Source organism: Dyella sp., from assembly GCF_036568765.1.
Taxonomy (GTDB): Bacteria; Pseudomonadota; Gammaproteobacteria; order Xanthomonadales; family Rhodanobacteraceae; genus GSA-30.
Genome location: NZ_DATCRY010000167.1, coordinates 22,923 through 46,567 on the forward strand (window position 1 = coordinate 22,923; position 23,645 = coordinate 46,567).

General features: G+C 61.5%; 22 protein-coding genes and 1 tRNA gene. 1 reads left to right on the top strand and 22 read right to left on the bottom strand.

Annotated elements, in window-relative coordinates:
• Nucleotides 1-68: 68 nt before the first annotated feature.
• The 3 genes from nusA to VIM98_RS11740 form a co-directional block, all read right to left on the bottom strand.
• On the bottom strand, nt 69-1,574 hold the full coding sequence (gene nusA, locus VIM98_RS11730; RefSeq protein WP_331993295.1) for a transcription termination factor NusA: 1,506 nt from the start codon (nt 1,572-1,574) through the stop codon (nt 69-71).
• A gap of 50 nt (nt 1,575-1,624) precedes the next feature.
• Nucleotides 1,625-2,146 carry a ribosome maturation factor RimP gene (gene rimP, locus VIM98_RS11735; RefSeq protein ID WP_331993296.1) on the bottom strand — a complete coding sequence of 174 codons (522 nt, stop codon included), beginning with the start codon at nt 2,144-2,146 and terminating at the stop codon, nt 1,625-1,627.
• Nucleotides 2,147-2,498: 352 nt separating this feature from the next.
• Complete coding sequence (locus VIM98_RS11740) at nt 2,499-3,443, bottom strand: LysR family transcriptional regulator (protein ID WP_331993297.1); 945 nt, start codon at nt 3,441-3,443, stop codon at nt 2,499-2,501.
• A gap of 103 nt (nt 3,444-3,546) precedes the next feature.
• Here VIM98_RS11740 and VIM98_RS11745 point away from each other — a divergent pair, with 103 nt between their 5' ends.
• Entirely contained in the window at nt 3,547-4,872 is a 1,326-nt protein-coding gene (locus VIM98_RS11745) for a D-serine ammonia-lyase (protein ID WP_331993298.1), read from the top strand.
• Nucleotides 4,873-4,975: 103 nt separating this feature from the next.
• On the opposite strand, the gene VIM98_RS11750 is transcribed toward VIM98_RS11745, so the two are convergent.
• The 19 genes from VIM98_RS11750 to mltG all read right to left on the bottom strand — a co-directional run.
• A tRNA-Met gene (locus VIM98_RS11750) sits at nt 4,976-5,052 on the bottom strand.
• Between the two features lie 155 nt (nt 5,053-5,207).
• The gene (nuoN, locus tag VIM98_RS11755; RefSeq protein WP_331993299.1) at nt 5,208-6,653 is read right to left on the bottom strand and encodes an NADH-quinone oxidoreductase subunit NuoN; all 1,446 of its coding nucleotides are present in this window, start codon (nt 6,651-6,653) and stop codon (nt 5,208-5,210) included.
• A 12-nt stretch (nt 6,654-6,665) separates the two neighbouring features.
• Complete coding sequence (locus VIM98_RS11760) at nt 6,666-8,177, bottom strand: NADH-quinone oxidoreductase subunit M (RefSeq protein WP_331993300.1); 1,512 nt, start codon at nt 8,175-8,177, stop codon at nt 6,666-6,668.
• Between the two features lie 12 nt (nt 8,178-8,189).
• Entirely contained in the window at nt 8,190-10,283 is a 2,094-nt protein-coding gene (gene nuoL / locus VIM98_RS11765) for an NADH-quinone oxidoreductase subunit L (protein WP_331993301.1), read from the bottom strand.
• 4 nt (nt 10,284-10,287) lie between these two features.
• The gene (gene nuoK, locus VIM98_RS11770) at nt 10,288-10,593 is read right to left on the bottom strand and encodes an NADH-quinone oxidoreductase subunit NuoK (RefSeq protein ID WP_331993302.1); all 306 of its coding nucleotides are present in this window, start codon (nt 10,591-10,593) and stop codon (nt 10,288-10,290) included.
• Nucleotides 10,590-11,237 (bottom strand): NADH-quinone oxidoreductase subunit J, encoded by a 648-nt coding sequence (locus tag VIM98_RS11775; protein WP_331993303.1) that lies wholly within the window; start codon nt 11,235-11,237, stop codon nt 10,590-10,592. The genes nuoK and VIM98_RS11775 overlap by 4 nt, the downstream gene beginning before the upstream one ends.
• A gap of 13 nt (nt 11,238-11,250) precedes the next feature.
• The gene (nuoI, locus tag VIM98_RS11780) at nt 11,251-11,742 is read right to left on the bottom strand and encodes an NADH-quinone oxidoreductase subunit NuoI (protein ID WP_331993304.1); all 492 of its coding nucleotides are present in this window, start codon (nt 11,740-11,742) and stop codon (nt 11,251-11,253) included.
• 8 nt (nt 11,743-11,750) lie between these two features.
• Nucleotides 11,751-12,779, bottom strand: a complete 1,029-nt coding sequence (gene nuoH / locus VIM98_RS11785) for an NADH-quinone oxidoreductase subunit NuoH (RefSeq protein WP_331993305.1) — start codon at nt 12,777-12,779, stop codon at nt 11,751-11,753.
• A 5-nt stretch (nt 12,780-12,784) separates the two neighbouring features.
• A complete protein-coding gene (gene nuoG / locus VIM98_RS11790) occupies nt 12,785-15,112 on the bottom strand; it encodes an NADH-quinone oxidoreductase subunit NuoG (RefSeq protein WP_331993306.1) in 2,328 nt (775 codons plus the stop codon).
• Nucleotides 15,109-16,419 carry an NADH-quinone oxidoreductase subunit NuoF gene (gene nuoF, locus VIM98_RS11795; protein ID WP_331993307.1) on the bottom strand — a complete coding sequence of 437 codons (1,311 nt, stop codon included), beginning with the start codon at nt 16,417-16,419 and terminating at the stop codon, nt 15,109-15,111. Before nuoF ends, nuoG begins: the two co-directional genes overlap by 4 nt.
• 10 nt (nt 16,420-16,429) lie before the next feature.
• Nucleotides 16,430-16,957, bottom strand: coding sequence for an NADH-quinone oxidoreductase subunit NuoE (nuoE, locus tag VIM98_RS11800; protein WP_331993308.1), 528 nt, complete (start codon nt 16,955-16,957; stop codon nt 16,430-16,432).
• Between the two features lie 18 nt (nt 16,958-16,975).
• The gene (locus tag VIM98_RS11805; RefSeq protein ID WP_331993309.1) at nt 16,976-18,235 is read right to left on the bottom strand and encodes an NADH-quinone oxidoreductase subunit D; all 1,260 of its coding nucleotides are present in this window, start codon (nt 18,233-18,235) and stop codon (nt 16,976-16,978) included.
• A 2-nt stretch (nt 18,236-18,237) separates the two neighbouring features.
• Nucleotides 18,238-18,966, bottom strand: coding sequence for an NADH-quinone oxidoreductase subunit C (locus tag VIM98_RS11810; RefSeq protein WP_331993310.1), 729 nt, complete (start codon nt 18,964-18,966; stop codon nt 18,238-18,240).
• A gap of 12 nt (nt 18,967-18,978) precedes the next feature.
• Complete coding sequence (locus VIM98_RS11815) at nt 18,979-19,536, bottom strand: NADH-quinone oxidoreductase subunit B family protein (protein WP_331993311.1); 558 nt, start codon at nt 19,534-19,536, stop codon at nt 18,979-18,981.
• Nucleotides 19,527-19,883: an NADH-quinone oxidoreductase subunit A gene (ndhC, locus tag VIM98_RS11820; protein ID WP_331993312.1), complete on the bottom strand. Its 357-nt coding sequence runs from the start codon at nt 19,881-19,883 to the stop codon at nt 19,527-19,529. Before ndhC ends, VIM98_RS11815 begins: the two co-directional genes overlap by 10 nt.
• A 498-nt stretch (nt 19,884-20,381) precedes the next feature.
• Entirely contained in the window at nt 20,382-20,738 is a 357-nt protein-coding gene (locus VIM98_RS11825; protein WP_331993313.1) for a PilZ domain-containing protein, read from the bottom strand.
• 80 nt (nt 20,739-20,818) lie between these two features.
• Nucleotides 20,819-21,748, bottom strand: a complete 930-nt coding sequence (locus VIM98_RS11830; protein WP_331993314.1) for a PIG-L family deacetylase — start codon at nt 21,746-21,748, stop codon at nt 20,819-20,821.
• Nucleotides 21,749-21,756: 8 nt separating this feature from the next.
• Entirely contained in the window at nt 21,757-22,692 is a 936-nt protein-coding gene (holB, locus tag VIM98_RS11835) for a DNA polymerase III subunit delta' (protein ID WP_331993315.1), read from the bottom strand.
• A partial coding sequence (gene mltG, locus VIM98_RS11840; protein ID WP_331993316.1) for an endolytic transglycosylase MltG occupies nt 22,689-23,645 on the bottom strand: 957 nt, incomplete at its 5' end. The genes holB and mltG, both read right to left, overlap by 4 nt.

The following is a 23,645-nucleotide window of genomic DNA, read 5'->3' on the forward strand; positions in this document are numbered from 1 at the left end:
CCGCCATCCTTGGTGAGGAGCATTGCAGCCCGCTCGGCACGCCCATCCCAGGGCGTTGCCGCGTACGGTCAGCCGCCCTTCTCCAGGCGCTCGATCATCGGCGCGCGCGCAGCCATGATCAGCGCCGCGGCGCGTTCTTCATCCATGCCATCGATATCGATCAGGTCGTCCACCGCCAGGTCGGCGAGGTCGTCCAGGGTCACCACTTCGCGGGCGGCCAGCGCATAGGCCGTCGATTCATCCATGCCTGGCAGGTCCAGCAACTCCTGCGCCGGCTGGTGCTCGTCGATGCCCTCTTCCACCGCCAACGCCTCGGTCAGCAGTGCATCGCGAGCGCGAGCGCGCAATTCTTCGACGATATCCTCGTCGAAGCCTTCGACAGCCAGCAGTTCGGCACTGGGTACGTAGGCAATTTCCTCGACGCTGGAGAAACCTTCCTGCACCAGGATGTTGGCGATTTCCTGATCCACTTCCAGCTTTTCCATAAACAGCTGGCGAGCGGCTTCCTGTTCGGCCTCGCTTTTCGCGGCTACCTGGTCCTGCGTCATCACATTGAGCTGCCAGCCGGTGAGCTTGCTGGCGAGGCGGACGTTCTGACCGCCACGGCCGATGGCCTGCGACAGCTTGTCCTCGGCTACCGCGATGTCCATCGAATGCTTTTCTTCATCCATGATGATCGACTGCACTTCGGCAGGCGCCATCGCATTGATGACGTACTGCGCCTGGTTCTCGTGCCACAGGATGATGTCCACGCGCTCGCCGTTGAGCTCGTTGGACACGGCCTGTACGCGCGAGCCACGCATGCCGATGCAGGCACCGATGGGATCGGTACGGGTGTCGTGCGCGACCACCGCGATCTTGGCGCGGTCGCCCGGATCGCGGGCACAGCCCTTGATCTCGACGAGCCCCTGACCCACTTCCGGCACTTCGAGCTTGAAAAGTTCCATCATGAACTCCGGTGCGGCACGCGAAACGAACAGCTGCGGGCCGCGCGCTTCGGAGCGCACTTCGTAGAGATAACCGCGGACGCGATCGCCAACGCGAGCCGACTCGCGCGGAATCGTCTTGTCGCGCGGGATGAAGGCTTCGGCGTTGCCGCCCAGATCTAGATAGACATTGCCGCGCTCGACGCGCTTGACGATGCCGGTGATCAGCTCGCCGACGCGATCCTTGAACGCATCGACCACTTGTTGACGCTCGGCTTCGCGCACGCGCTGCACAATGACCTGCTTGGCAGCCTGCGCAGCAATACGGCCGAACTCGGCGTTCTCGATCTGCTCTTCGATGTGCTCGCCTACCTGCGCATCGGCACGCTCGTCCACGGCATCCATCAGGCGAAGCTGGTGGAACGGCGACTCCATCTCGCCGTCGTCGGCGATGATTTCCCAGCGGCGAAAGGTTTCATATTCGCCGCTCTGGCGGTCGATCGACACCCGGATATCCGGATCCTCATCCGGATAACGCTTCTTCGCAGCCGACGCTAACGCGGCTTCCATCGCCTGGAAGATCACTTCGCGCGAGACGCCCTTTTCGTTGGCAACCGCATCGACCACCAGCAACAATTCTTTGCTCATTGCAGCAACTCCATAGACGCCGCCAAAGCGTCCATCGCTTTTGGATTGAATTACTTCTTCGCAGCTTTCTTGGCCGGCTTCTTGCCGCCCGGCTTGGGCTGCGGCACATAACCGAGCGCCACCCAATCGGGCACCACACGCGCACTTTCCACCGCCGAATGCTCGAACTCGAATGTCTTGCCTTCCGCCTCCAGCGAAATGCGCTCACCTTCCACCGCCAGTACCTTGCCTTTCAGGCGACGGCGCCCTTCCAACGGCGCCTTGAGCAGCAATTTCACTTCCCCGCCCACGAACCTGGCGAACTGCGCGGCGGTAAACAGCGGGCGGTCGATGCCCGGCGAGGACACTTCCAACAGGTAGTGCCCGGGAATCGGGTCTTCCACATCCAGCATCGCCGACAACTCGCGGCTGGCCGCCTCGCAGTCGTCGAGGGTCACTTCGCGGCCCTCGACGTCCAGGTAGACCCGCAGGGTACTCTGCCCTTGCGACGGGGAGAACTCCACGCCGATGCATTCCAGCCCCAAATCGGCCAGAACTTCAGTAAACCGGGTTGCCAGTGCCTGCGTGTCCATAACATTTTCCAGTCGCCAGAAACAAAAAATGGGCTCAAGCGGCCCATTCCCTTATCTCGCCGATGTCCCGACTCGTCCAGATACCTCCCGGGCCCGGCGCCCCGGACCAGGCCGGGCATGACGCACGTGCGGCGCCTCCGTGCGCCCAACAAAAAAGCCTCGCGAGGAGGCTTTCTTGTTCTAAGAAAGATCCTGGTGGCGGGGAGTCGATCAACCTCCGTTGCACGAAGGCATGAACTACCCGGCCCGCTCAGAGCCCGATAAGTATACGGAGAATTGAGCTTTTTCGCAATAAGGCAGGGCCGAAACATTCCAATGGCCTCCTGGCTGGCAGCCGGTGCCAAGCCTTGTGTCAGGCTGTCACGATACCCAGAGCACGGCATCGCCGATCGGCGAAAATCCGCCCCTCGTCGACCAACCAGGACTCCAGCGCTTTCGCCTCTGGCTGCCCTGGCAAATAGACAAAGCGGTAGCCGGCCGAGCTGCGAACGGGCATACCAAAGAGGTCGACAAGACGCCCTGCCAGAACATCCTCCAATACCAGCGCGGTTCTTCCCAGGGCCACGCCCTGGCCGGCCAGGGCCGCATTGACGGCCAACTGCGACAGGTTGAATCGCTGCCCTGGAGAGACGTCGGGCAGGCTCACTCCGGCATGCCGCAACCAGTCGTGCCACTCGTCGTATTCGCCAGCGCCGTCCCACGGCACGCTATCGTGCAGCAACATATCGGCGCGCAAGCCCTCAATCGAACGCAACCGCGGATGCGCCGCCAGATACTCGGGGCTGGCAACCGGCAACAACCATTCCTGCAGAAACTCGCAACTGTGCAGAGACCCCGCATAACCGGTATCGAAACGAATGGCCACGTCGATACGCGCCCGATGCATGCGTGGAACGTCGAGCACCCCAAGATCGCCCTGAATATGCAGATCGATATCCTTATGGGCGCGGAAAAATCCCCCCAGGCGCGGCGTGAGCCAGGTCATGGCAAATGAGGGAGCACACGACAATACCAAGGCACGCCGGTGTACAGGCTGTCGCAGCTGCGCGACCACATCCCCGAGCGTCTCGAACGCCTGACATGCCGCCACAGCCAGGCGGGTACCCTCAGGGGTAAGCACAAGCCCGCGCGGCGTGCGTAGAAATAATGGCCATCCAAGCCACCGTTCCAGTTGTTTGACCTGTTGACTCACCGCCCCCTGGGTAATGTGCAGTTCGCCGGCCGCGCGGGTAAAGCTGCGTTGTCGCGCCGCCACATGAAAACAGCGCAACCAGGCCAGTACGGGAGCGGACAGCATGCTGGGCATCAGTGGAACTAATGCAAGGTATCAGTACAAACGGTTTGTCGCGGCAAAGCATGCGCGACAAGAATGTCCTGGTCTACACAGAGCAACATACGTCATGACCACCGTCCTTATGTCTTCCAACTCCCAATGCCTGCACGATCTTCGTGCGGCGCGACCGACGCTTTGGATCAATCCTCTCCGCGACCCCGCAACGCCGAACGACTCCGCGCCCAGTCTAGCCGATGTAGTGGCCGCACAGGCGCGCTTCAGACGCTTTGCCCCCATCCTTGCGCGGCTGTTTCCGGAGCTTCAGGCCAGCGGCGGCCGCATCGAATCGGCGTTGCTCCGCGCGCCCGGCATGCAGTCCGCGCTGAATCTTCCGCGCGAACAAGGGCGCTTATGGGTCAAGACCGATCATAGCCTGCCAGTGGCCGGCTCGATCAAGGCGCGCGGCGGCATTCATGAGGTGCTGGAGTTCGCCGAATCGCTTGCACTCGAGCATGGGATGATTGAATCCGATACGGATTACACCCCCTTGGTCGCCCCGTCTGCGCGCGCTTTTTTCCAACGTTATCGAATCAGTGTAGGCTCAACCGGCAATCTGGGATTGTCGATCGGCGTCATGGCATCCGCGCTCGGTTTTCGCGCGACAGTCCATATGTCGAGCGATGCAAAACCCTGGAAAAAAGCACGTTTACGCGCACGCGGCGTCGAAGTGATCGAACATGCGGGCGATTATGCCGAAGCTGTCGCCGCCGGACGGCAAGAAGCTCAGCAAGATGCTTATAGCTATTTCGTCGACGACGAGCATTCGCTTTCATTGCTGCTGGGATACAGCGCTGCCGCACTACAACTTCGCGAGCAATGCCAGATGACAGGCATCCGAGTAGACGCCGAACATCCACTGTTCGTTTATCTACCATGCGGCGTAGGCGGTGCCCCAGCGGGCATCGCCCTGGGCTTGCACTACATGTATGGCGCGCATGTGCACACGTTCTTTGCTGAACCCACGCAATCGCCCTGCTTTCTGGCCGATCGACTTTCGCCGGGAAGCTCGGTCTACGACTGGGGCTTGAATAATCGCAGTGACGCCGACGGCCTGGCTGTGCCACGGGCCTCTGCATTGGCAGGGGAAATCATGACCTCCCGCCTGGCCGGTGCGTATACCGTCGAAGACGATACGCTCTTTGAGCATCTGTATCGGTTGGGCGAAACCGCAAATATGCACATCGAACCGTCCGCTGCCGCAGGCTTCAGTGGGCCAGCGATGCTGCTGCATACGGATGCCGGCCGCGATTATCTCGATCGACACGATCTGACGCACCGGCTACGGGGTGCGACGCATCTGGCGTGGACAACAGGCGGCCTGTTCGTGCCGACAGATATCTATACGAGGTTCGCTGAACGTGGCGAACTGATCGCCAAAACACGACGCGATTAAGAGCATCGGCAAGTACTCGATATCGAACCGCGCTGGTATATCCACGATATCTGCACAAACAAAAAGACCGGATCGAAGATCCGGTCTTTTTGTTTGTCTGAACTGGTAGCGGGGGTAGGATTCGAACCTACGACCTTCGGGTTATGAGCCCGACGAGCTGCCAGACTGCTCCACCCCGCATCAGAGTCAAACAGTATAGCGAGCCCCATTAACTGTTGCAAGCTTATTGCGACGAAAATTTCAGATTGCCGAAACGGCCCGAACGCCTTGGTGTATTTCGAACCAATAAAAAGCCCGCACTAGGCGGGCTTTCCGTTTTGGCTATCACTGACCGTTCAGGGACCAAAAGCGCTACGGCACCATGCTAGCAACGGGCTGGAACCGAAGCCCAGCGCCAGCAACGCCAAAGCATTGAGCGACAACACCAGACGCATCGGCATATCGGTTTGTGCCTTGATCTCCACGCCTTCGGCCGGCTGGTCAAAGTACATCACCTTGACCACGCGCAGGTAGTAGTACAAACCGATGATTGCGAACACCGCACCCACCAGGGCCAGCCACAGCATATTGGCGTGGATAGCGGCCTGCAGCACCAGCAACTTGGCGAAGAAACCGAACAGCGGCGGCACGCCGGCCAGCGAGAACATCACCAGCATCATCAAAAAGGCCATCCACGGCGAACGGCGGTTCAGGCCCCTCAAGTCGTCGATGTTCTCGCACTCGAAGCCCGCGCGTGCCAGCAACAGGATCATGCCGAAGGCCGCGCTGCTCATCAGCGTGTAGCTGATCGCATAGAACATCGCCGAGGCATAACCTTCCGGTCCGGCGTTGACCAGGCCGAGCAACAGATAACCCATGTGCGAAATGGTCGAATACGCAAGCAGACGCTTCAAATTGGTCTGCACGATCGCCACCAGGTTGCCGATCGCCAGCGACAGCACGGCCAGCGCGGCGAGCAGCGGTTGCCAATACTGCGACAGGTCGCCGAGGCCCGCATCGAGAAGGCGATATGCCATCCCGAACGCGGCCAGCTTGGGCGCCGAACCGATGAAGATCGTTACCGCGGTGGGCGAGCCTTCGTAAACGTCCGGAATCCACATGTGGAACGGCGCGGCGCCAAGCTTGAAGCCGATACCGACGATCATGAACATCATGCCGAACAGCATCAGGTTATGCATGTCGGTGTGCGCAGCAGCGGCATGCAGCTCGTGCAGATCCAGTGTATGCGCGGCGCCATAGACCATCGACATGCCATACAGCAGCATGCCCGAGGCCAAAGCGCCCAGCACGAAGTACTTGATGGCCGCTTCGGACGACAGACGCGAATCGCGGTTCAAGGCGACCAGCGCATACGACGACAAAGTCAGCAGCTCCAGCCCCAGGTACACGGTGACCAGGCTACCTGCGGAGACCAGCAGCATGATGCCGATGACCGCGAAGATCATCAGCGTGTAGAACTCGCCGACAAAGAGCTTGCGGTCGACCAGATAGGGACGTCCGTAGATAAACACCAGAACCGTCGCCACCAGGGCGAAGACCTTGAGAATCTCGGCTACGCGATCGAGCACGAACATGCCACTGAACGCGGTCAGGCTGACTTCGGGCTGATTGGCGACAACCAGATAGATGGCAATCGCCACCACCGCAATCGACAGCCAATGCAAGACATTTCGCTGCGAGGGCTTCATGAAGGCGTCGATCAGCAGCAACAAGCACGCCGCCACCGTCAGGTAGGCTTCGGGTAGCAGGATCAGAAGGTCATTGAGATTGGGAAGATTCATGATCGATCCTGCTTAAACCTTGTGATTGGCCAGCTGCTGCACGAGCTGCGTCACCGAGGCATCCATCAGATGGATCAACGGTTGCGGCCATACGCCCAGGGCAATGACCGCAGCGGCAAAGGCAATCAGCACGAAGGCTTCGCGGCCATTGATATCCTTCATCTCGTGCACATGCGGGTTGGTGATATCGCCCCACAGCACGCGCTTGACCATCCACAAGGTGTAGGCGGCGCCGATGATCAAGGTGAACGCGGCAAACAATGCGATCCACGGATTCGCGCTGAAGCTGGCCATGATCACGAAGAACTCGCCGACGAACCCACTGGTACCCGGCAGGCCGCTGTTGGCCATGGCAAACAGTACATAAAAGAAGCCGAACCACGGCATGACGTTGATCACGCCGCCGTAGTCCTTGATCTGGCGAGTATGCAGTCGGTCATACATGACGCCGATGCACGAGAACATCGCGCCCGAGACGAAGCCATGCGAGATCATCTGCACCATCGCACCCTGCATGGCAAGATTGGCCGCGTCCAGGTTGTTCTGGCCACGCACCAACAGGAAGGCGATGAAGATGCCGAGAGTGACGAAGCCCATGTGTGCCACGGACGAATACGCCACCAGCTTCTTCATATCGTCCTGTACCAGCGCGATATAGCCGATATAGACCACGGCGATCAGGCTCAGCGCGATCACCAGCCAGGCGTAGTGCTCGGAAGCATCCGGCACGATCGGCAGCGAGAAACGCAGGAAACCGTAGCCGCCGATCTTCAGCATGACCGCGGCCAGCACCACCGAGCCGCCCGTCGGGGCTTCCACGTGCGCATCCGGCAACCAGGTATGCACTGGCACCATCGGTACCTTGACCGCAAAAGCCAGAAGGAAGGCGAAGAACAACCAGCCCTGCTCTTTCATGCTCAGCGGCAACGAAGCCCAATGCGCCAGGTCGAAACTACCGCCGGACTTGTTGTACAGATAGATCAGCCCGATCAGCATGAAGATCGAGCCAAGGAAGGTGTAGATGAAGAACTTCAGCGTCGCATACACACGGCGCGGTCCGCCCCACATGCCGATCAGGATGAACATCGGGATCAGCATGGCTTCGAAGAACACGTAGAACAGCAACGCGTCCGTCGCGCAGAACACGCCGATCATCAGGCCTTCGAGCACCAGCATGGCGGCCATGTACTGATGCGGCTTGTCCTGGATGACTTCCCAGGCGCCGACGATCACCAGGATGCCGACAAAAGTGGTCAGCAGGATCAGTGCGACCGAGATGCCATCCACGCCCAGGGCGTAGCGGACATGGATCGCCTCGATCCAGCTATGGTCTTCGACCAACTGTTTGGTGGCATCCGCAGCGTTGTAGTGCGGCAGCAACGCCAGGCTGGCCAGGAAAGTCAGCACGGCAACGATCAGGGCTATCCAGCGAGCCGTGTTCGGGCGCCCCGAACCGGCGAGCAGCACGGGAATGGCCCCGATGACGGGCAGCCAGATCAGCAGGCTGAGCAAGTGATTGGACATGGAACGTTTCCCTTATTGCCCGACCAGCCAGTACCCGCCAAGCAGCAGGATCAGGCCAAGAATCATCGCGAAAGCGTAGTGATAGAGGTAACCGGATTGCAGGCGGCGCACGCCGCTGGCAATCCGCTGCACCAGCGAAGCCGAACCGTTGACCGCCACGCCGTCGATCACCGCCGCGTCGCCGCCCTTCCACAAGGCACGACCGAGGGCGACACCGCCCTTGGCGAAGATGGCGAAGTAGACGTTATCGACCCAGTACTTGCGATCCAGCACGATCCAGATCGGCTTGAGCGCGGACTTGATCTTGTCGGCCAACGCGATGTTGAACAGATAGATGTAGGTGGTAATGGCGAACGCCGCTGCCACCAGCCAGAACGGCGGTTGCGCAAAACCATGCAAGGCCATGGCAAGCGGGCCGTGGAATTCCTCGCCCAGCTTCTCCAGCACACTACGACCTTCCTGCACGTGGATCGCTCCACCGAACCAGCCACCGTAGAGCATGGGCTGGATCGCCAGATAACCGATCATCACCGAAGGAATGGCAAGCAGGATCAACGGCAACGTTACCACCCAAGGCGACTCCTTCGGCGGGTGATGCAGTACGCCCGGCGTGCCGTGATGCGGCTCGGTGGTCGGATGTTCGTCCGGATGCACGGGCTCGTGTGCACCGCCGGTATGGTCGGCATGCGCGACGTGCCCATGAGCATGAGCGTCATGGTCATGGCCGTGCTCGATGACGAAGCGCTCTTTGCCATGGAACGTCAAATACATCTGGCGGAAGGTATATAGCGCGGTGACGAAGGCACCGGCCAGCACACAGAAGTACGCATAGCCCGCACCCCAGCGATGCGACTCGCCCACTGCCTCGATGATCGCATCCTTCGAGTAGAACCCGGCGAAGAACGGGACACCGCACAGGGCCAGCGAACCGATCCACATGGTGATCCAGGTGATCGGCATGTACTTGCGCAGACCACCCATGTAACGCATGTCCTGTTCATGGTGCATGGCGATGATTACCGAGCCCGCGCCGAGGAACAGCAACGCCTTGAAGAAGGCGTGGGTCATCAGGTGGAACACCGCGCCGGCATACGCCGAGACACCCAGCGCTACCGTCATGTAGCCGAGCTGCGAGAGGGTCGAATATGCGACCACACGCTTGATGTCGTTCTGCACGATGCCGATCAGGCCCGTGAACAGCGCACCGGTCGCACCGATCACCATCACGAAGCTCAGCGCCGATTCGGACAGCTCGAAGAACGGCGACATGCGAGCGACCATGAAGATACCCGCCGTCACCATGGTGGCGGCGTGGATCAACGCGGAAATCGGGGTCGGGCCTTCCATCGAATCGGGCAGCCACACATGCAGCGGCACCTGTGCCGACTTGCCCATGGCGCCGATGAACAGCAGTACACAGATCACGGTCGCCGCATCCCATTGGGTATTGGCCGTGATGTGCAGGGTCTGTCCCACCAGGCTACCGGCATGCGCGAAGGCTGTGGCGTAATCCAGCGTACCCAGGAAATACAGCACCGCCGAAATGCCCAGCAGGAACCCGAAATCGCCCACGCGGTTGACCAGGAAGGCTTTCAGGTTGGCGAAGATCGCGGTCGGGCGTTTGAACCAGAAACCGATCAGCAGGTACGAAACCAGACCCACCGCTTCCCAGCCGAAGAACAGCTGCATGAAGTTGTTGCTCATCACGAGCATCAACATCGAAAAGGTAAACAGCGAGATGTAGCTGAAGAAGCGCTGGTAACCGTCGTCGTCGGCCATGTAGCCGATGGTGTAGATGTGCACCAGCAGCGAGACGAACGTGACGACCACCATCATCATCGCCGTCAGCTTGTCGATCAGAAAGCCCACGCTGGCGCTGAACTTGCCGATCTCGAACCAGGTGTAGATGTTGTGATTGTAGATCTCGGCGCCCGTGCAAAGCTGGTAGAGCACCTGGATCGACAGCGCACAGGAGATCGCCACACCGAGGATTGTCACGGTGTGTGCGCCAGCGCGGCCGATGACCCGGCCCAGGAAACCCGCCAGCACGCAACCGACGAGCGGCGCGAGCGCGATGATCAGCAGGATGGAGGTAGACAGTTGCATCGACTCAACCCTTCATGCTGTCGATTTCGGCGATATTGATCGTGCTGCGATTGCGGAACAGCAACGTCAGGATCGCCAGGCCGATCGCGGTTTCCGCCGCGGCCACCGTAAGGATGAAAAACACGAAAACCTGCCCTGCCACATCGCCGTTGAAGCGCGAAAACGCGACGAAGTTGATGTTGACCGCCAGCAGCATCAATTCGATCGACATCAGCAGCACGATGACGTTCTTGCGATTGATGAAGAGGCTTGCCACCGCGATGCAGAACAGCACCGCGCCGAGCACGATGAAATGCGAAAGCGTGATCACGGGGCTTTCTCCTGTTGCGGTGCCGGTGCCGCCGGCTGTTCGGCCGCCATCTTGACGATGCGCACACGATCGCGCGGATCGATCGCCACCTGCTGGCTGGCCGTCTGGTGGCGGACGCCGAAACGTTGACGCAAGGTCAGCGCAACTGCGGCGACCACGCCGACCGTCAGGATCAATGCGGCAATTTCAAACGGCAGCAGGAACTGCGTATACAGCGCGTGGCCAAGCCACTCGGTGTTGGAAAGCCCAGCCACAGTCGCCGGATTGGCGCCCATTGTCTGGCTTTCCATGGCGCGCACGCCGATCAATGCCAGCATTTCGCCGAGCATGACCAGGGCAATGACGATGCCCACCGGCAGGTACTTGATGAAGCCCTCGCGGACCTGCTCCTGCTTGATGTCGAGCATCATCACCACGAACAGGAACAGCACCATCACCGCACCGACGTAGACCACGATCAGCGCGATAGCGAGGAACTCCGCCTCGGCCAGCAGCCAGATGCAGGCGGTGCTGAAGAACGTCAGCACCAGCGACAGCACGGCGTGTACCGAATTGCGCAGGGTGATCACGCCCAGGGCGGCGATCACGGTGACCGCGCCGAAGGCGTAAAAACAGATGAGTTGGAACAACTGCGGATCGATCATAAGTGCCCCATCCTCAACGGTACGCCGCGTCTTGCGCACGGGCCGCGGCGATGTCCTTCTCGAAGCGGTCGCCGATGGCGAGCAACTGCGGCTTGGTCACCACGTTCTCGCCACGATGCTCGAAGTGATATTCATGGATATGCGTCTCCACGATCGAGTCGACCGGGCAGCTTTCCTCGCAGAAACCGCAGAAGATGCACTTGAACAGGTCGATGTCGTAACGCGTGGTACGTCGCTGGCCGTCGCCGGCACGCGGCGCCGAATCGATGGTGATCGCCAGGGCCGGGCACACCGCCTCGCACAGCTTGCATGCAATGCAGCGCTCTTCGCCGTTGGGGTAGCGACGCAACGCATGCAGGCCGCGGAAACGGTTGGACTTGGGGATGTGCTCCATCGGGTAGCGCATCGTGTACTTCGGGCTGAACATGTAGCGCATGGTCAGGCCCATGCCCTTGAACAGCTCGATGAGCAGCAGGCTCTTGAAATAGTGAGTAATGCGAGACATGGCTTTGCTTAGGCCCCCGTGCCGATACTGACCCAGCCGAAATACTTCATGCAGCCGGCAACCAGGACCCATACGATCGTGATGGGAATGAACACCTTCCAACCCAGACGCATGATCTGGTCATAGCGGTAACGCGGAAAGCTGGCGCGGAACCACAGGAACATGAAGGCGAAAATGAAGGCCTTGACGAACAGCCAGAAGAAACTGCCCTGCCCAATCAAGCCCCACGATGCCGGGAACGGCGACAGCCAGCCACCGAGGAACAGCAGCGCGGCAAGGAAGCTGACCAGGATCATGTTGGCGTATTCGGCCAGGAAGAAGATCGCGAATGCCGAGCCGGAATATTCCACGTGGAAGCCGGCAACGATTTCCGATTCGCCTTCGGCCACGTCGAACGGCGCACGATTGGTTTCGGCCACGCCGGAGATGAAATAGATCACGAACACCGGCAGCAGCGGCAACCAGAACCAGTCGAGCAGGCCCTTGCTACCGGCCTGCGCATGGACGATCGAGGTGATGTTCAGGCTACCGGCCAGCACCAGCACACAAACCAGGCACAAACCCATCGCCAGTTCGTAGGAGATGACCTGTGCGGCCGAGCGCATCGCACCCAGCAACGCATAACGCGAGTTGGATGCCCAGCCGGCCAGGATGATGCCGTACACACCCAGCGAGGTCATCGCCAGCAGATACAGCACACCGGCATTGACGTTGGCCAGCACCATCTTGTCGTTGAACGGGATCACCGCCCAGGCCGCGAATGCCGGCACCAGCGCGATCATCGGAGCCAGGTAGTACAGGAACTTGTTCGCGTTGGTCGGAAGAATCACTTCCTTGAGCAAAAGCTTGAACACGTCCGCGAAGGCCTGCAGCAGGCCCAGCGGGCCCACCTTGTTTGGCCCCATGCGCACATGCATCCAGCCGATGACCTTGCGCTCCCAGTACACGAACATCGCCACCGAGATGATCACCGGCACGGCGATACACAGGATGTAGACGATCGGCCAGACCAGTTGATTGAGAATCTGCTCGCCCATGGATATCAAGCCTTGCTCAAAGTGATGGCCGCGCCATGCGGCGGCAGCGTAGCGGTGACGTCGTGCGCCGCTTCGATCCATGCGGTGCCATCGGGCACCGATGCGTCGACCACGACTGCCAGCGCGACACCGGCCACCGTGGCTTTACCGCCATCGACCAGGCCCTGGCGCGCAGCTTCGCCGGCGCTAAGACGAATCGCCGGTGCGCGGTTGAGCGGATGCTCGCCCAATGCCTTGGCCCGGCGCAGCACGGCGTCGGTGCGATAGATCGGCCAGGTCGCCAACCGGCTCAAACCGCTGAACGACACGCGCTGTGCTACCTCGCGGCGCGTCGCGGCAGCGCGCTCGGCGATGCCGCTGCGTAAGCCGGCCAGATCGTCGAATTCGAAGTTGGCCAGATTGAGCAGGCCGCCCAATGCGCGCAGTACCTTCCAGCCTGGCCGCACATCGCCGGGCGCCTGCGCGCCGGCACTCACGCTCTGCACCATGCCATCGACGTTGACCAATGTCGCATCGATTTCAGGCAGCAGGCCGATCGGCAAAATCACATCGGCGACGTCACGCAGCACGGGGCTGGCATACGCACTGAACGCTACTACTTGTTCGGCGGCATGCAGCGCCTTGAGCACACTCGCGCCATCGACGAAATCGTGCGGCGGCTCGACGCCGTACAGCAAGTAAGCCTTGCGCGGCTGTGCCAGCATGGCCTGTGCGTCGAGACCGCCGTTACCCGGCAGCACACCCACGCGAGCAAGACCCACAGCATTGGCACCCAGCGGTAATTCGTTGTAGCCGGCACCGGTCGCTTCGGCGATGAAGCGACCCAGCGCGCGCAGCCAGGAAGCCTGCGGGTGCATCGCAGCCACTTCGCCGAGAATGACAGAGGCCGCTCCGGACTTGAGCGCGGCAATCGCACCGCGCGCATGCTCGCTCACTTCCACGCCGGCAGCAGCATCGGCGGCGAAAGCCGGCAGCGTCGCGCCACCTTCGGCAGCGGCCTTGGCCAGCGCCAGCAAGGCGTCGACCAAGTGCTGCGGAGCCACCACGGCTTCGTGCGCAAGCGGATAGTTGAAATCGAATTCGACCGGATTGACCGCGAAGACCTTGGCGCCCCTCTTCACCGCCTGATGGACGCGGTGATTGACCAGAGGCAGCTCGCGACGCAGATCCGAACCGATCAGCAATGCAGCCTTGACCTTATCCAGCGCCGCCACTGGCGTGCCGAACGTACCGGCCACAGCATTGTCGGCGAAATCCTGCTGGCGCAGGCGGTGGTCGACATGGGCGCTCCCCAGGCCACGCGCCAGGCGCATCAGCAGATCGCCTTCTTCGTTCGATGTAGCCGGATGCACCAGCACACCCAGCTCGCTGCCCGGCACCTTCTTCAAGGCTTCGGCGGCGACACTCAGAGCGTCCTCCCATGTGGTGGCCGTCCATTGACCGTTCCGCTTGACCTGAGGCGCACGCAGGCGGTCCTCGGCATACATGCCCTGGTGACTATAGCGGTCGCGATCGGACAGCCAGCATTCGTTGACCGCCTCGTTGTCGCGCGGCACCGTGCGCAGCACTTCGCCGCGGCGGGTATGCAGCCACAGGTTCGACCCCAGTGCGTCGTGATAGGCGATCGAGGGCTTGGCGATCAGCTCCCAGGCGCGTGCCTGGAACTGGAACGGCTTATTGGTCAACGCGCCGACCGGGCAGACATCGATGATATTGCCGGAAAGTTCGGTTTCCAGCGACTTGCCGATGTATGTACCGATCTGCAAATTATCGCCACGGCTCAGGCCACCCAGCTCGTAGGTGCCGGCGATTTCGCTGGTAAAGCGCACGCAACGCGTGCACTGGATGCAGCGGGTCATCTCGGTGGCGACCAATGGCCCGATGTTTTCATCGGCGATGGTGCGCTTGCGCTCGGTATAGCGCGACACGCCACGGCCGTAACCTAGCGATACGTCCTGCAGTTCGCATTCGCCGCCCTGATCGCAGATCGGGCAATCGAGCGGATGGTTGATCAGCAGGAATTCCATCACGTCGCGCTGATACTTCAGCGCGGTCGCCGAGCGGGTCTGTACCTTCATGCCGTCGGCCACCGGCGTGGCGCAGGCCGGCTGCGGCTTGGGCATCGGCTTGCCACCCATTTCCACTTCGACCAGACACATGCGGCAGTTGGCGGCGATCGGCAACTTGCGGTGGTAGCAGAAACGTGGAATGGCTACACCGATGGCGTCCGCTGCCTCGATGATCATTGCGCCCTTGCGGATCTGCGTCGGCTTGCCATCGATCTCGATATTGATCAGATCGGGGGCGGTATGTGCTGCGGGCTGCGCACTCATGCGGCGGCTCCAAGCTGATCGTCGACGATCGAACGGCCGTTGACGATGTAGTACTCAAATTCATGCCAGAACTGACGCAGGAAGCCCTGCACCGGCCATGCCGCGGCTTCGCCGAACGCACAGATGGTGTGCCCTTCGATCTGGCCGGCGATCGCCTTGAGGCGATGCAGGTCGTCCATGGTGCCACCGCCTTCGACAATGCGCGTCAACACGCGATGCATCCAGCCGGTACCTTCGCGGCACGGTGTGCACTGGCCACAGGATTCCTTATGGAAGAACTGCGAGATGCGTCGGGTGAAACGCACGGTGCAAACCGTATCGTCCAGTACCACGATGGCACCCGAGCCCAGACCGGTCTTCAGGTCGCGCAGGGTGTCGTAGTCCATCGGCAGGCCCTTCAACTGCTCGGCCGTCAGCACCGGCATGGACACGCCGCCCGGCACCGCTCCCTTGAGCTTGCGGCCCGGACGCAGGCCTCCGGCCATTTCCAGGAGCTCGTCGAACGTGGTGCCCAGCGGCACTTCGAAATTGCCGCCCTTCTGCACGCAACCGGAGACGGAGAAAATCTTCGGTCCACCGTTCTTGGTCTTGCTCTGCGCCAGGAACCAATCGGCACCCTTGCGCAGGATGGCCGGCACCGACGCATAGGTTTCGGTGTTATTGATCGTCGACGGTTTGCCGTACAAACCGAAGTTGGCCGGGAACGGCGGTTTGAAGCGCGGCTGGCCTTTCTTGCCTTCCAGCGATTCCATCAATGCGGTTTCTTCGCCGCAGATGTATGCACCGGCACCGAGCGCGCCGTAGATATCGACATTGATACCCGTGCCCTGGATGTTCTTGCCCAACAGGCCTGCGGCATACGCTTCCTTGAGCGCTTCTTCGAAGTGCTCATAGGGCTCGTGATGGAATTCGCCGCGCAGGTAGTTGTAGGCCACCGTCGAACCGGTGCAATAGCACGCGATCGCCATACCCTCGATGACCGAGTGCGGATTGAAGCGCAGGATGTCGCGATCCTTGCAGGTGCCGGGCTCGGACTCGTCCGAATTGCAGAGGATGTACTTCTGCATATCGCCCTTGGGCATGAAAGACCACTTCAGACCCGTCGGGAAGCCCGCGCCGCCACGGCCGCGCAGATTGCTCTTCTTGATTTCTTCGATCAGTGCCGCCGGATCGGGTTTCTCGGCGAGAATCTTCTTCCACGCCTCGTAGCCACCGACCTGGGTGTAGCTGTCCATCGCCCACGGCTTGTCGAAATGCAGCGTGGTGTAGACGACCTGATGTTCTTGGGGTGCCGGACCGTATGCCATCGCCCTGCCCTTACTTGAGACCGTCGAGGATCTCGTCGACCTTTTCGGCCGTGAGACGCTCGTGGTAATGACCGTTGACGGTCATCGCCGGCGCGCAGGCGCACGCGGCGATGCATTCTTCTTCGCGCTTGAGATAGACGCGGCCATCGGGCGTGCTTTCGCCGAGCTTGATGCCGAGCTTCTTCTCGCAGTGACGCACAAGGTCTTCCGCACCGTTCAACCAGCACGATATGTTGGTGCAAATCGCTACGTTGTTGCGGCCGACCGGCTTGGTTTCCAGCATCGAATAGAAGCTGGCGACCTCGTAGGCCCATACGGCGGGCAGATCCAGATACTTGGCAACCGCGGTGATCAGCTCGTCGGTAAGGAAGCCTTCGTTCTGCTCCTGCGCGGCGAACAACGCCTGGATCACCGCCGAACGCTTGCGGTCCGGCGGGAACTTGGCCACCCATTCATCGATGTGATGGCGGGTGTGGTCGTTGAGTACGACGAGCGGGTCGACATTCTTGACCTGCTCGTAATTTCCGGTGGCTTTCATGGCTAGTGCTCCCCTCGCTCAGCGATCGACTTCGCCGAACACGAGGTCATAGGTGCCGATCATCGCCACCACGTCGGCCAGCATGTGGCCGCTCACGATGGGGTCGATCGACGACAGATGGGCAAAACCCGGCGCGCGCAGATGCACGCGGAACGGCTTGTTCGCACCGTCGGAAACCAGGTAGCAGCCGAACTCGCCCTTGGGCGCCTCGACTGCTGCATAGGTTTCGCCAGCCGGCACGCCATAGCCTTCGGTGAACAGCTTGAAGTGATGGATAAGGGCTTCCATGTCCTCCTTCATTTCCTCGCGCGACGGCGGCGAGACCTTGAAGTTCTTCAGCATCACCGGGCCCGGGTTGGCGCGCAGCCATTCCACGCACTGCTTGATGATGCGGTTGGACTGGCGCATCTCTTCCACGCGCACCAAGTAGCGGTCATAGCAGTCGCCGTTGACGCCTACGGGGATGTCGAAATCCATCTGCGCGTACTTGGCGTAGGGCTGCTTCTTGCGCAGATCCCAAGCGATGCCCGAGCCACGTAGCATCGCGCCGGTCATGCCCCAGGCCTGCGCCAGTTCCGGCGAAATCACGCCGATGCCGACGGTACGCTGCTTCCAGATACGGTTATTGGTCAGCAGCTCTTCGTATTCGTCCACGCGCTTGGGAAAGTCGGCGGTGAACGCATCGAGGAAGTCGAGCATCGAACCTTCGCGCCAGCTGTTCAGGCGCTTCAGGTCGTTGCCCTTGTGCCAGGGCGACTCGCGGTACTGCGACATGTGCCCCGGCAGATCGCGGTAGACGCCGCCCGGACGGTAGTACGTCGCATGCATGCGCGCACCGGAGACCGCCTCGTAGACGTCCATCAGCTCTTCGCGTTCGCGGAAGGCATACAGGAACACAGCCATCGCGCCCAGATCGAGCGCGTTGGAACCGATCCACATCAAGTGATTCAGGATGCGGGTGATTTCGTCGAACATCGTGCGGATGTACTGTGCGCGTTCCGGCGCCTCGATCCCCAGCAGGTTCTCGATCGCGCGTACGTAGGCGTGCTCGTTGCACATCATCGACACGTAGTCGAGGCGGTCCATATAGCCGATCGACTGATTGAACGGCTTGGACTCGGCCAGCTTCTCGGTACCGCGATGCAACAGGCCCACATGCGGATCGGCACGGACGATGGTCTCGCCGTCCATTTCCAGCACCAGACGCAGCACGCCGTGCGCAGCCGGATGCTGCGGGCCGAAGTTCATCGTGTAATTGCGGATTTCTTGGCTCGACATGCTCAATTCTCGCGCCAGTTGTCGGCGGCCTCGGCCTTCGCCTGCGTCAGGTCTGCATCGTCGCGGATGACGCGCGGCACCAGCACGCGCGGCTCGATCGAGACCGGCTCGTAGACCACGCGCTTCTGCTCGGGGTCGTAACGCACTTCGACATTGCCGATCAACGGGAAGTCCTTGCGGAACGGATGACCGACAAAACCGTAGTCGGTCAGGATGCGGCGCAGGTCGGGGTGACCTTCGAAGATGATGCCGTACAAGTCGAACGCCTCGCGCTCGAACCAGTTCACGCCCGGCCAGATGCCCGTCAGCGACGGCACCACCGGCAGCGTGTCGTCATCGCAGAACACGCGCAAACGCAGACGCTGGTTGTGCTCGATCGACAGCAGATGGATCACGGCGGCAAAACGGCGCGGACGATTGACGTCACGCGGACGGTCGGCCCACTTGAAGCGCCCCATGGCTTCGCCTTCCACGCCACGGGAGAAACCCGTGCCGGAAATGGTCTGGGTATCCCACTCGGTTTCGCCGTAGCCAAGGTAATCGACGCCACAGACGTCGACGGCTTCGGAGAAGCGGAATGCCGCTTCGTCGCGCAGCGCGGTGGCGACAGCGATCAGGTCGGACGCTGCCAACTCGGCCGTTGCCTCGTTGCGCGTGACGGTCACCGTCAGCAGATCGCCGAATCGCGCGGCAAGGCGCTCGACCAGCGAGTTCGATTGCGTATCAGTCATGGCCAACAGCTCTTAGGAACGCGCGATGGTGCTGGTGCGACGAATCTTCTTCTGCAACTGCAGGATGCCGTGGATCAGGGCTTCGGCCGTCGGCGGGCAGCCCGGCACGTAGATATCCACCGGCACGATGCGATCGCAGCCGCGCACTACCGAATACGAATAGTGGTAATAGCCGCCGCCATTGGCGCAGCTGCCCATGGAGATGACCCACTTTGGATCGGGCATCTGGTCATAGACCTTGCGCAGTGCGGGGGCCATCTTGTTGACCAGGGTGCCAGCGACGATCATCACGTCGGATTGGCGCGGACTGGGGCGGAAGATCACGCCGTAACGGTCCAGGTCCAGGCGCGCGGCGCCGGCGTGCATCATTTCGACCGCGCAGCAAGCCAGGCCGAACGTCATCGGCCACATCGAACCGGTGCGTGCCCAGTTCATCAGCGCGTCCACCGAGGTGGTGGCGAAGCCGCGCTGCACGATCGGGTTCTCGCCGGCCGGACGCAGGATGTCGTCGACTAGGTTCAAAGGCTGCGGGTTATGCATCACCCGGTCGATGGAGGAGATCACTCCCATTCCAGTGCTCCCTTCTTCCACACGTAAGCGAAACCGATCACCAGCAACAGCAGGAACAGCGCCATTTCGACCAGCGCGATGATCCCGATCTTGTCGAACACCACCGCCCACGGAAACAGGAAGGCGACTTCGAGGTCGAAGATGATGAAGAGGATGGCCAGGAGGTAGTAGCGCACGTCAAAACGCATGCGCGCATCCTCGAAGGCTTCGAAGCCGCACTCGTAGGGCGAGAGCTTCTGGGACTCGGGCCGGCGCGGGCCGGCCAGCAGGCCGATAGCCAGGAGCGCCAGACCCAGGCCGGTGGCGACAGCGATGAAAAGCAGGATGGGCCAGTATTCGGCAAGCACGATGGAACGTACCTCCGCGCCTCGAGAGGCGCATCAGCGAGCCGTTGGGGAACGGTTCGAAAACAACTCGAATCAGGGTCTGCCCGGCCCGCTGGGGTCCGGTTTGGCTCGATTCAATTCATACAATCGGGGCATTGTATCAGTGCGTTCAGGGACGACAAGACTTAAAGCTTGCGAAATCCCCGACGAGATGGCACCCATCGATGTCGGCTCAGGTGTATTTGGCCTTGATTTGCCAGTGAAAACCGCTGTCACGGGAAGAAAGCAAACGTAACAATCTTTTTTACTTGCTTGGACGTCCCTCGAAAGAGGCAAGCAGAGATGCTGCATGCTCGGAGCGTTGCCTGGGGCGCGCTATCGATAGGAGCTGAGGAATGGTTCGTTCTCGTGGAGGCTCCCTGCTCACCCCGTCCCTCTTCCTCGACTTTGTCGGGGGAGGAATGGTGTGAGGGGGTAACCCGCGATGCGCAAGCAGGCAGTCGCCCACGGCACCGCCCCCTACATCGTATGCGTCGGCCGCTCCGAGGCCGAAACGCCTGCCAGCAGGTTCTCGATCCGCGTCCGCGCCACCTCGCCATCGGGCGACTCGTTGAACTGCACGCCGATTCCCGCGGTGCGGTTGCCCTGCGCCCCGACCGGCGACACCCAGACGACCTTGCCGGCCACGGACAGGCGCTCGCCCTCGTCGGTGAGATTGATCAACAAAACCACTTCGTCGCCCAGCGCATAGCGCTGCGCGGTAGGCGCGAACAGTCCGCCGTTCTTCAGATACGGCATATACGCGTTATAAAGTGCCGCGGCATCCTTGATTTTCAAGGAAATAATGCCCTGACGGGCGCTGGCGACGGGATTCATCTTTAGCCCCTGCGGCACGAATAACGTGGATGACATCCTAACGCAGCCACAACCGCTTGGCTGCGCCCTGTTTCGCGCTGTTACGAGATTTCGTGCCAACCCCAGGTGTCGAAGATCCAGGGCGACGGCAGATCCATGTGGAGTTTCACGAAATACGGCCCGGTGTCGGGCGTCGCCTCTGCGATCAGTGCCCAGCGCCCTTCCCGGTCACGGACCAGCGGAGCCCGGCGCCAGGACCAGCGGCGTACGCCTACGGACCCAGCCAGGGTCAGACGCAGTCCCGGCTGCAGCCACACCGGCGGCGACCACGGCAGTTGGCGCGAAAGAAGTGGGCCGCTGCGTGCCGCCTCAAGGCAGGTAAAGGTCTCCGGACGCTCGATCAGACGACGCATGCGTGTGCCGCTGAGCGCAAGCTGGCTTGCATGCGCCTCCATCGCCTGGCGTTTTGCCGCCTGATACGCATCGCTGGACGGCAAGACTTCAGCCTGCTGAGCCGCCGCGCCCCCATGCACCAAGTAAGTCAACAGCGTCGGCGACAGTGCCTCGCGTGCCAGCGCCAGCCGGGTCAATACATGTGCAGTGCCATGGTCGGGATGACGGTCGCCCAGATCGGGAAGCACCACCACATTCGGGCACCACGCACGCAGGCGCGCCTCGAACAAGGTCAACATGGCAGCGAACTGGCCGCGCAGAAGACCGGTGAGCCCCATGTCGGGCCAGCTGAACCCCTCTAGCTGCTCAGGAGCCAGCCCCAGCGCCGACATAGCTTGCACGACCTCGGCACGCCGGCGCCGTCCCCAGCGCTCACGCGCAGCCTGGCCGATCCATATGCGCCGCTCCAGCCAGCGCTGCGGCCAGGGATTGTTGTCGCCGTCGGTAAGCAGCCAAATACGTACTTCGCCTCCCGCCTCGCGGACCTGCTGCAGCAAACCGCCCGCGCCGATCGTTTCGTCGTCCGGGTGCGGCGCGATCACCAGCAGTCGGGTCTGTCGATCCAGAGTGGGCAGCATGTGTCCGGTCAACGCCAGCGAGCCAGCAGCTCAAGCAAAAGCAGATCGCTACGCAGCGGCCCTCGCAAGGCCTCGCGCGTGCGATTGGCGGCGGCGTACCAATCGTCCAGCGCCTCGCGATCCAGCCCGCTGGCACAGGGACCGACCGCTGCTCCGGCCTTGGCACGGGCCTCGTCAGCGGCAGCCTGGGCGGCAAACCAAAGTCGCTGCTCGGGTTCGTTGTCCAGCCAGCGGCGCACCACCTCCATGGTCTCGCCCCGTCCGCCAGCAAGCGCCGCCAGATCGCGGCGTACTTCCTGGCGACGCGCCAATGCGCCCTCTTCCGCCCAGCGCCGCGCCAGCCCGGGATTGCCGTTGGCTGCGTCCAGTGCCGCCGCGGCATCGGCCACGCCCTCGGCTGTCAGCCATGCCAGCGCCTCCTCGTGCGACGGCAACTGGAACTCGATCCGCTGGCAACGGCTGCGAATAGTCTGCGGCAGGCGCCAAGGCGCATCGGCAACCAGCAGCAGCAACGTTTGCGGTGAAGGTTCTTCCAGGGTCTTGAGCAATGCATTGGCGGCGGCGGCATTCATTGCATCGGCTGGATCGATCGTGGCGATCTGCCAGCCACCGAACTGACTGGCCATCGACAGCCGGGCCGACAACTCGCGGATCTGGTCCACCACGATCTCGCTGCGCTGGACGCCGTCCTTGCGCAGGCCATAGCTCAGACTCACGTAATCCGGATGCGTGCCTGCGGCAAACAACTGGCAGCTGCGGCACAGGCCGCAGGCCTCGCCGCCGACGGCCTGCTGACATAACAAGCCGCGCACCAGACGCAGCAAAAAGTCGCGCTTGCCCAGCCCCGCAGGCCCAGCCAACAACAAAGCATGAGGCATCGCGCCACGCGCACGGCGTGCCTGCACACGTTGCCAATGTTCGGCATGCCATGGCATCGACATCATGAGCACCGCTTCAGTTGGAAACAGGCGACGTTACGATTGTGTTCCTCAAGCGTCGATGAAAACACATGACTGCCATCGCCGCGCGAAACGAAATAAAGCTCGCCACTCTTGAGAGGCTGCGTCGCCGCTTTTAAGGCAGGCTTGCCCGGCATGGCGATCGGCGTCGGCGGCAAGCCAGGGCGCACATAGGTGTTGTAGGGCGTATCGGTGGTCAGATCCGTCTTGTGGATTTTGCCGGCGTAGCTTTCGCCCATGCCATAGATCACTGTCGGATCGGTCTGCAGCAGCATGTGCAACTGCAGGCGGCGCACAAAGACACCGGCGATGCGCGCGCGCTCGTCGGCCCGGCCGGTCTCTTTTTCCACGATCGAGGCGAGAATCAGCGCCTCATAAGGAGTCGCCAGCGGCAAATCCTTGTCGCGCTGCTGCCAAGCCGTGTCGAGCGCCTGGCTCATGGCCGCATAAGCACGCTTGAGTATGTCCAGATCGCTGTCGCCTTTGACATAGGCATAAGTTTCCGGCAAGAACCGCCCTTCGGGCATGTCACCGGGGTGGCCAAGCTTTTCCATCAAGGCCTTGTCGTCCAGCACCGCACCATCCTGGCGCAAGCGATCGGCATGCGTCAGAGCCTGGCGCAGATCGTGGAAATTCCAGCCGTCGACGATGGTGAAGTAGCGTTGTACGACACGACCGGCAGCCATGTTCGATAACAGATCGCGCGGTGTCATGCCACCGCTCAGCGCATATTCGCCAGCGTGCAACTTCCCGGCCACCCGCATCTGTTCCGCCAACAGACGCCAATAGAGTGGAGAATCCTGGGTAAAGCCACGTCGACGCAGTTCGCCGACAATATCCTTGAAGCTGCTGCCACGACCGATATCGATACTTTGATTGGTCGTGGTCAGCGTCAACGGCGTGCGGCTGAAGCGCACGAAATCGTACCAGCCGTAGGC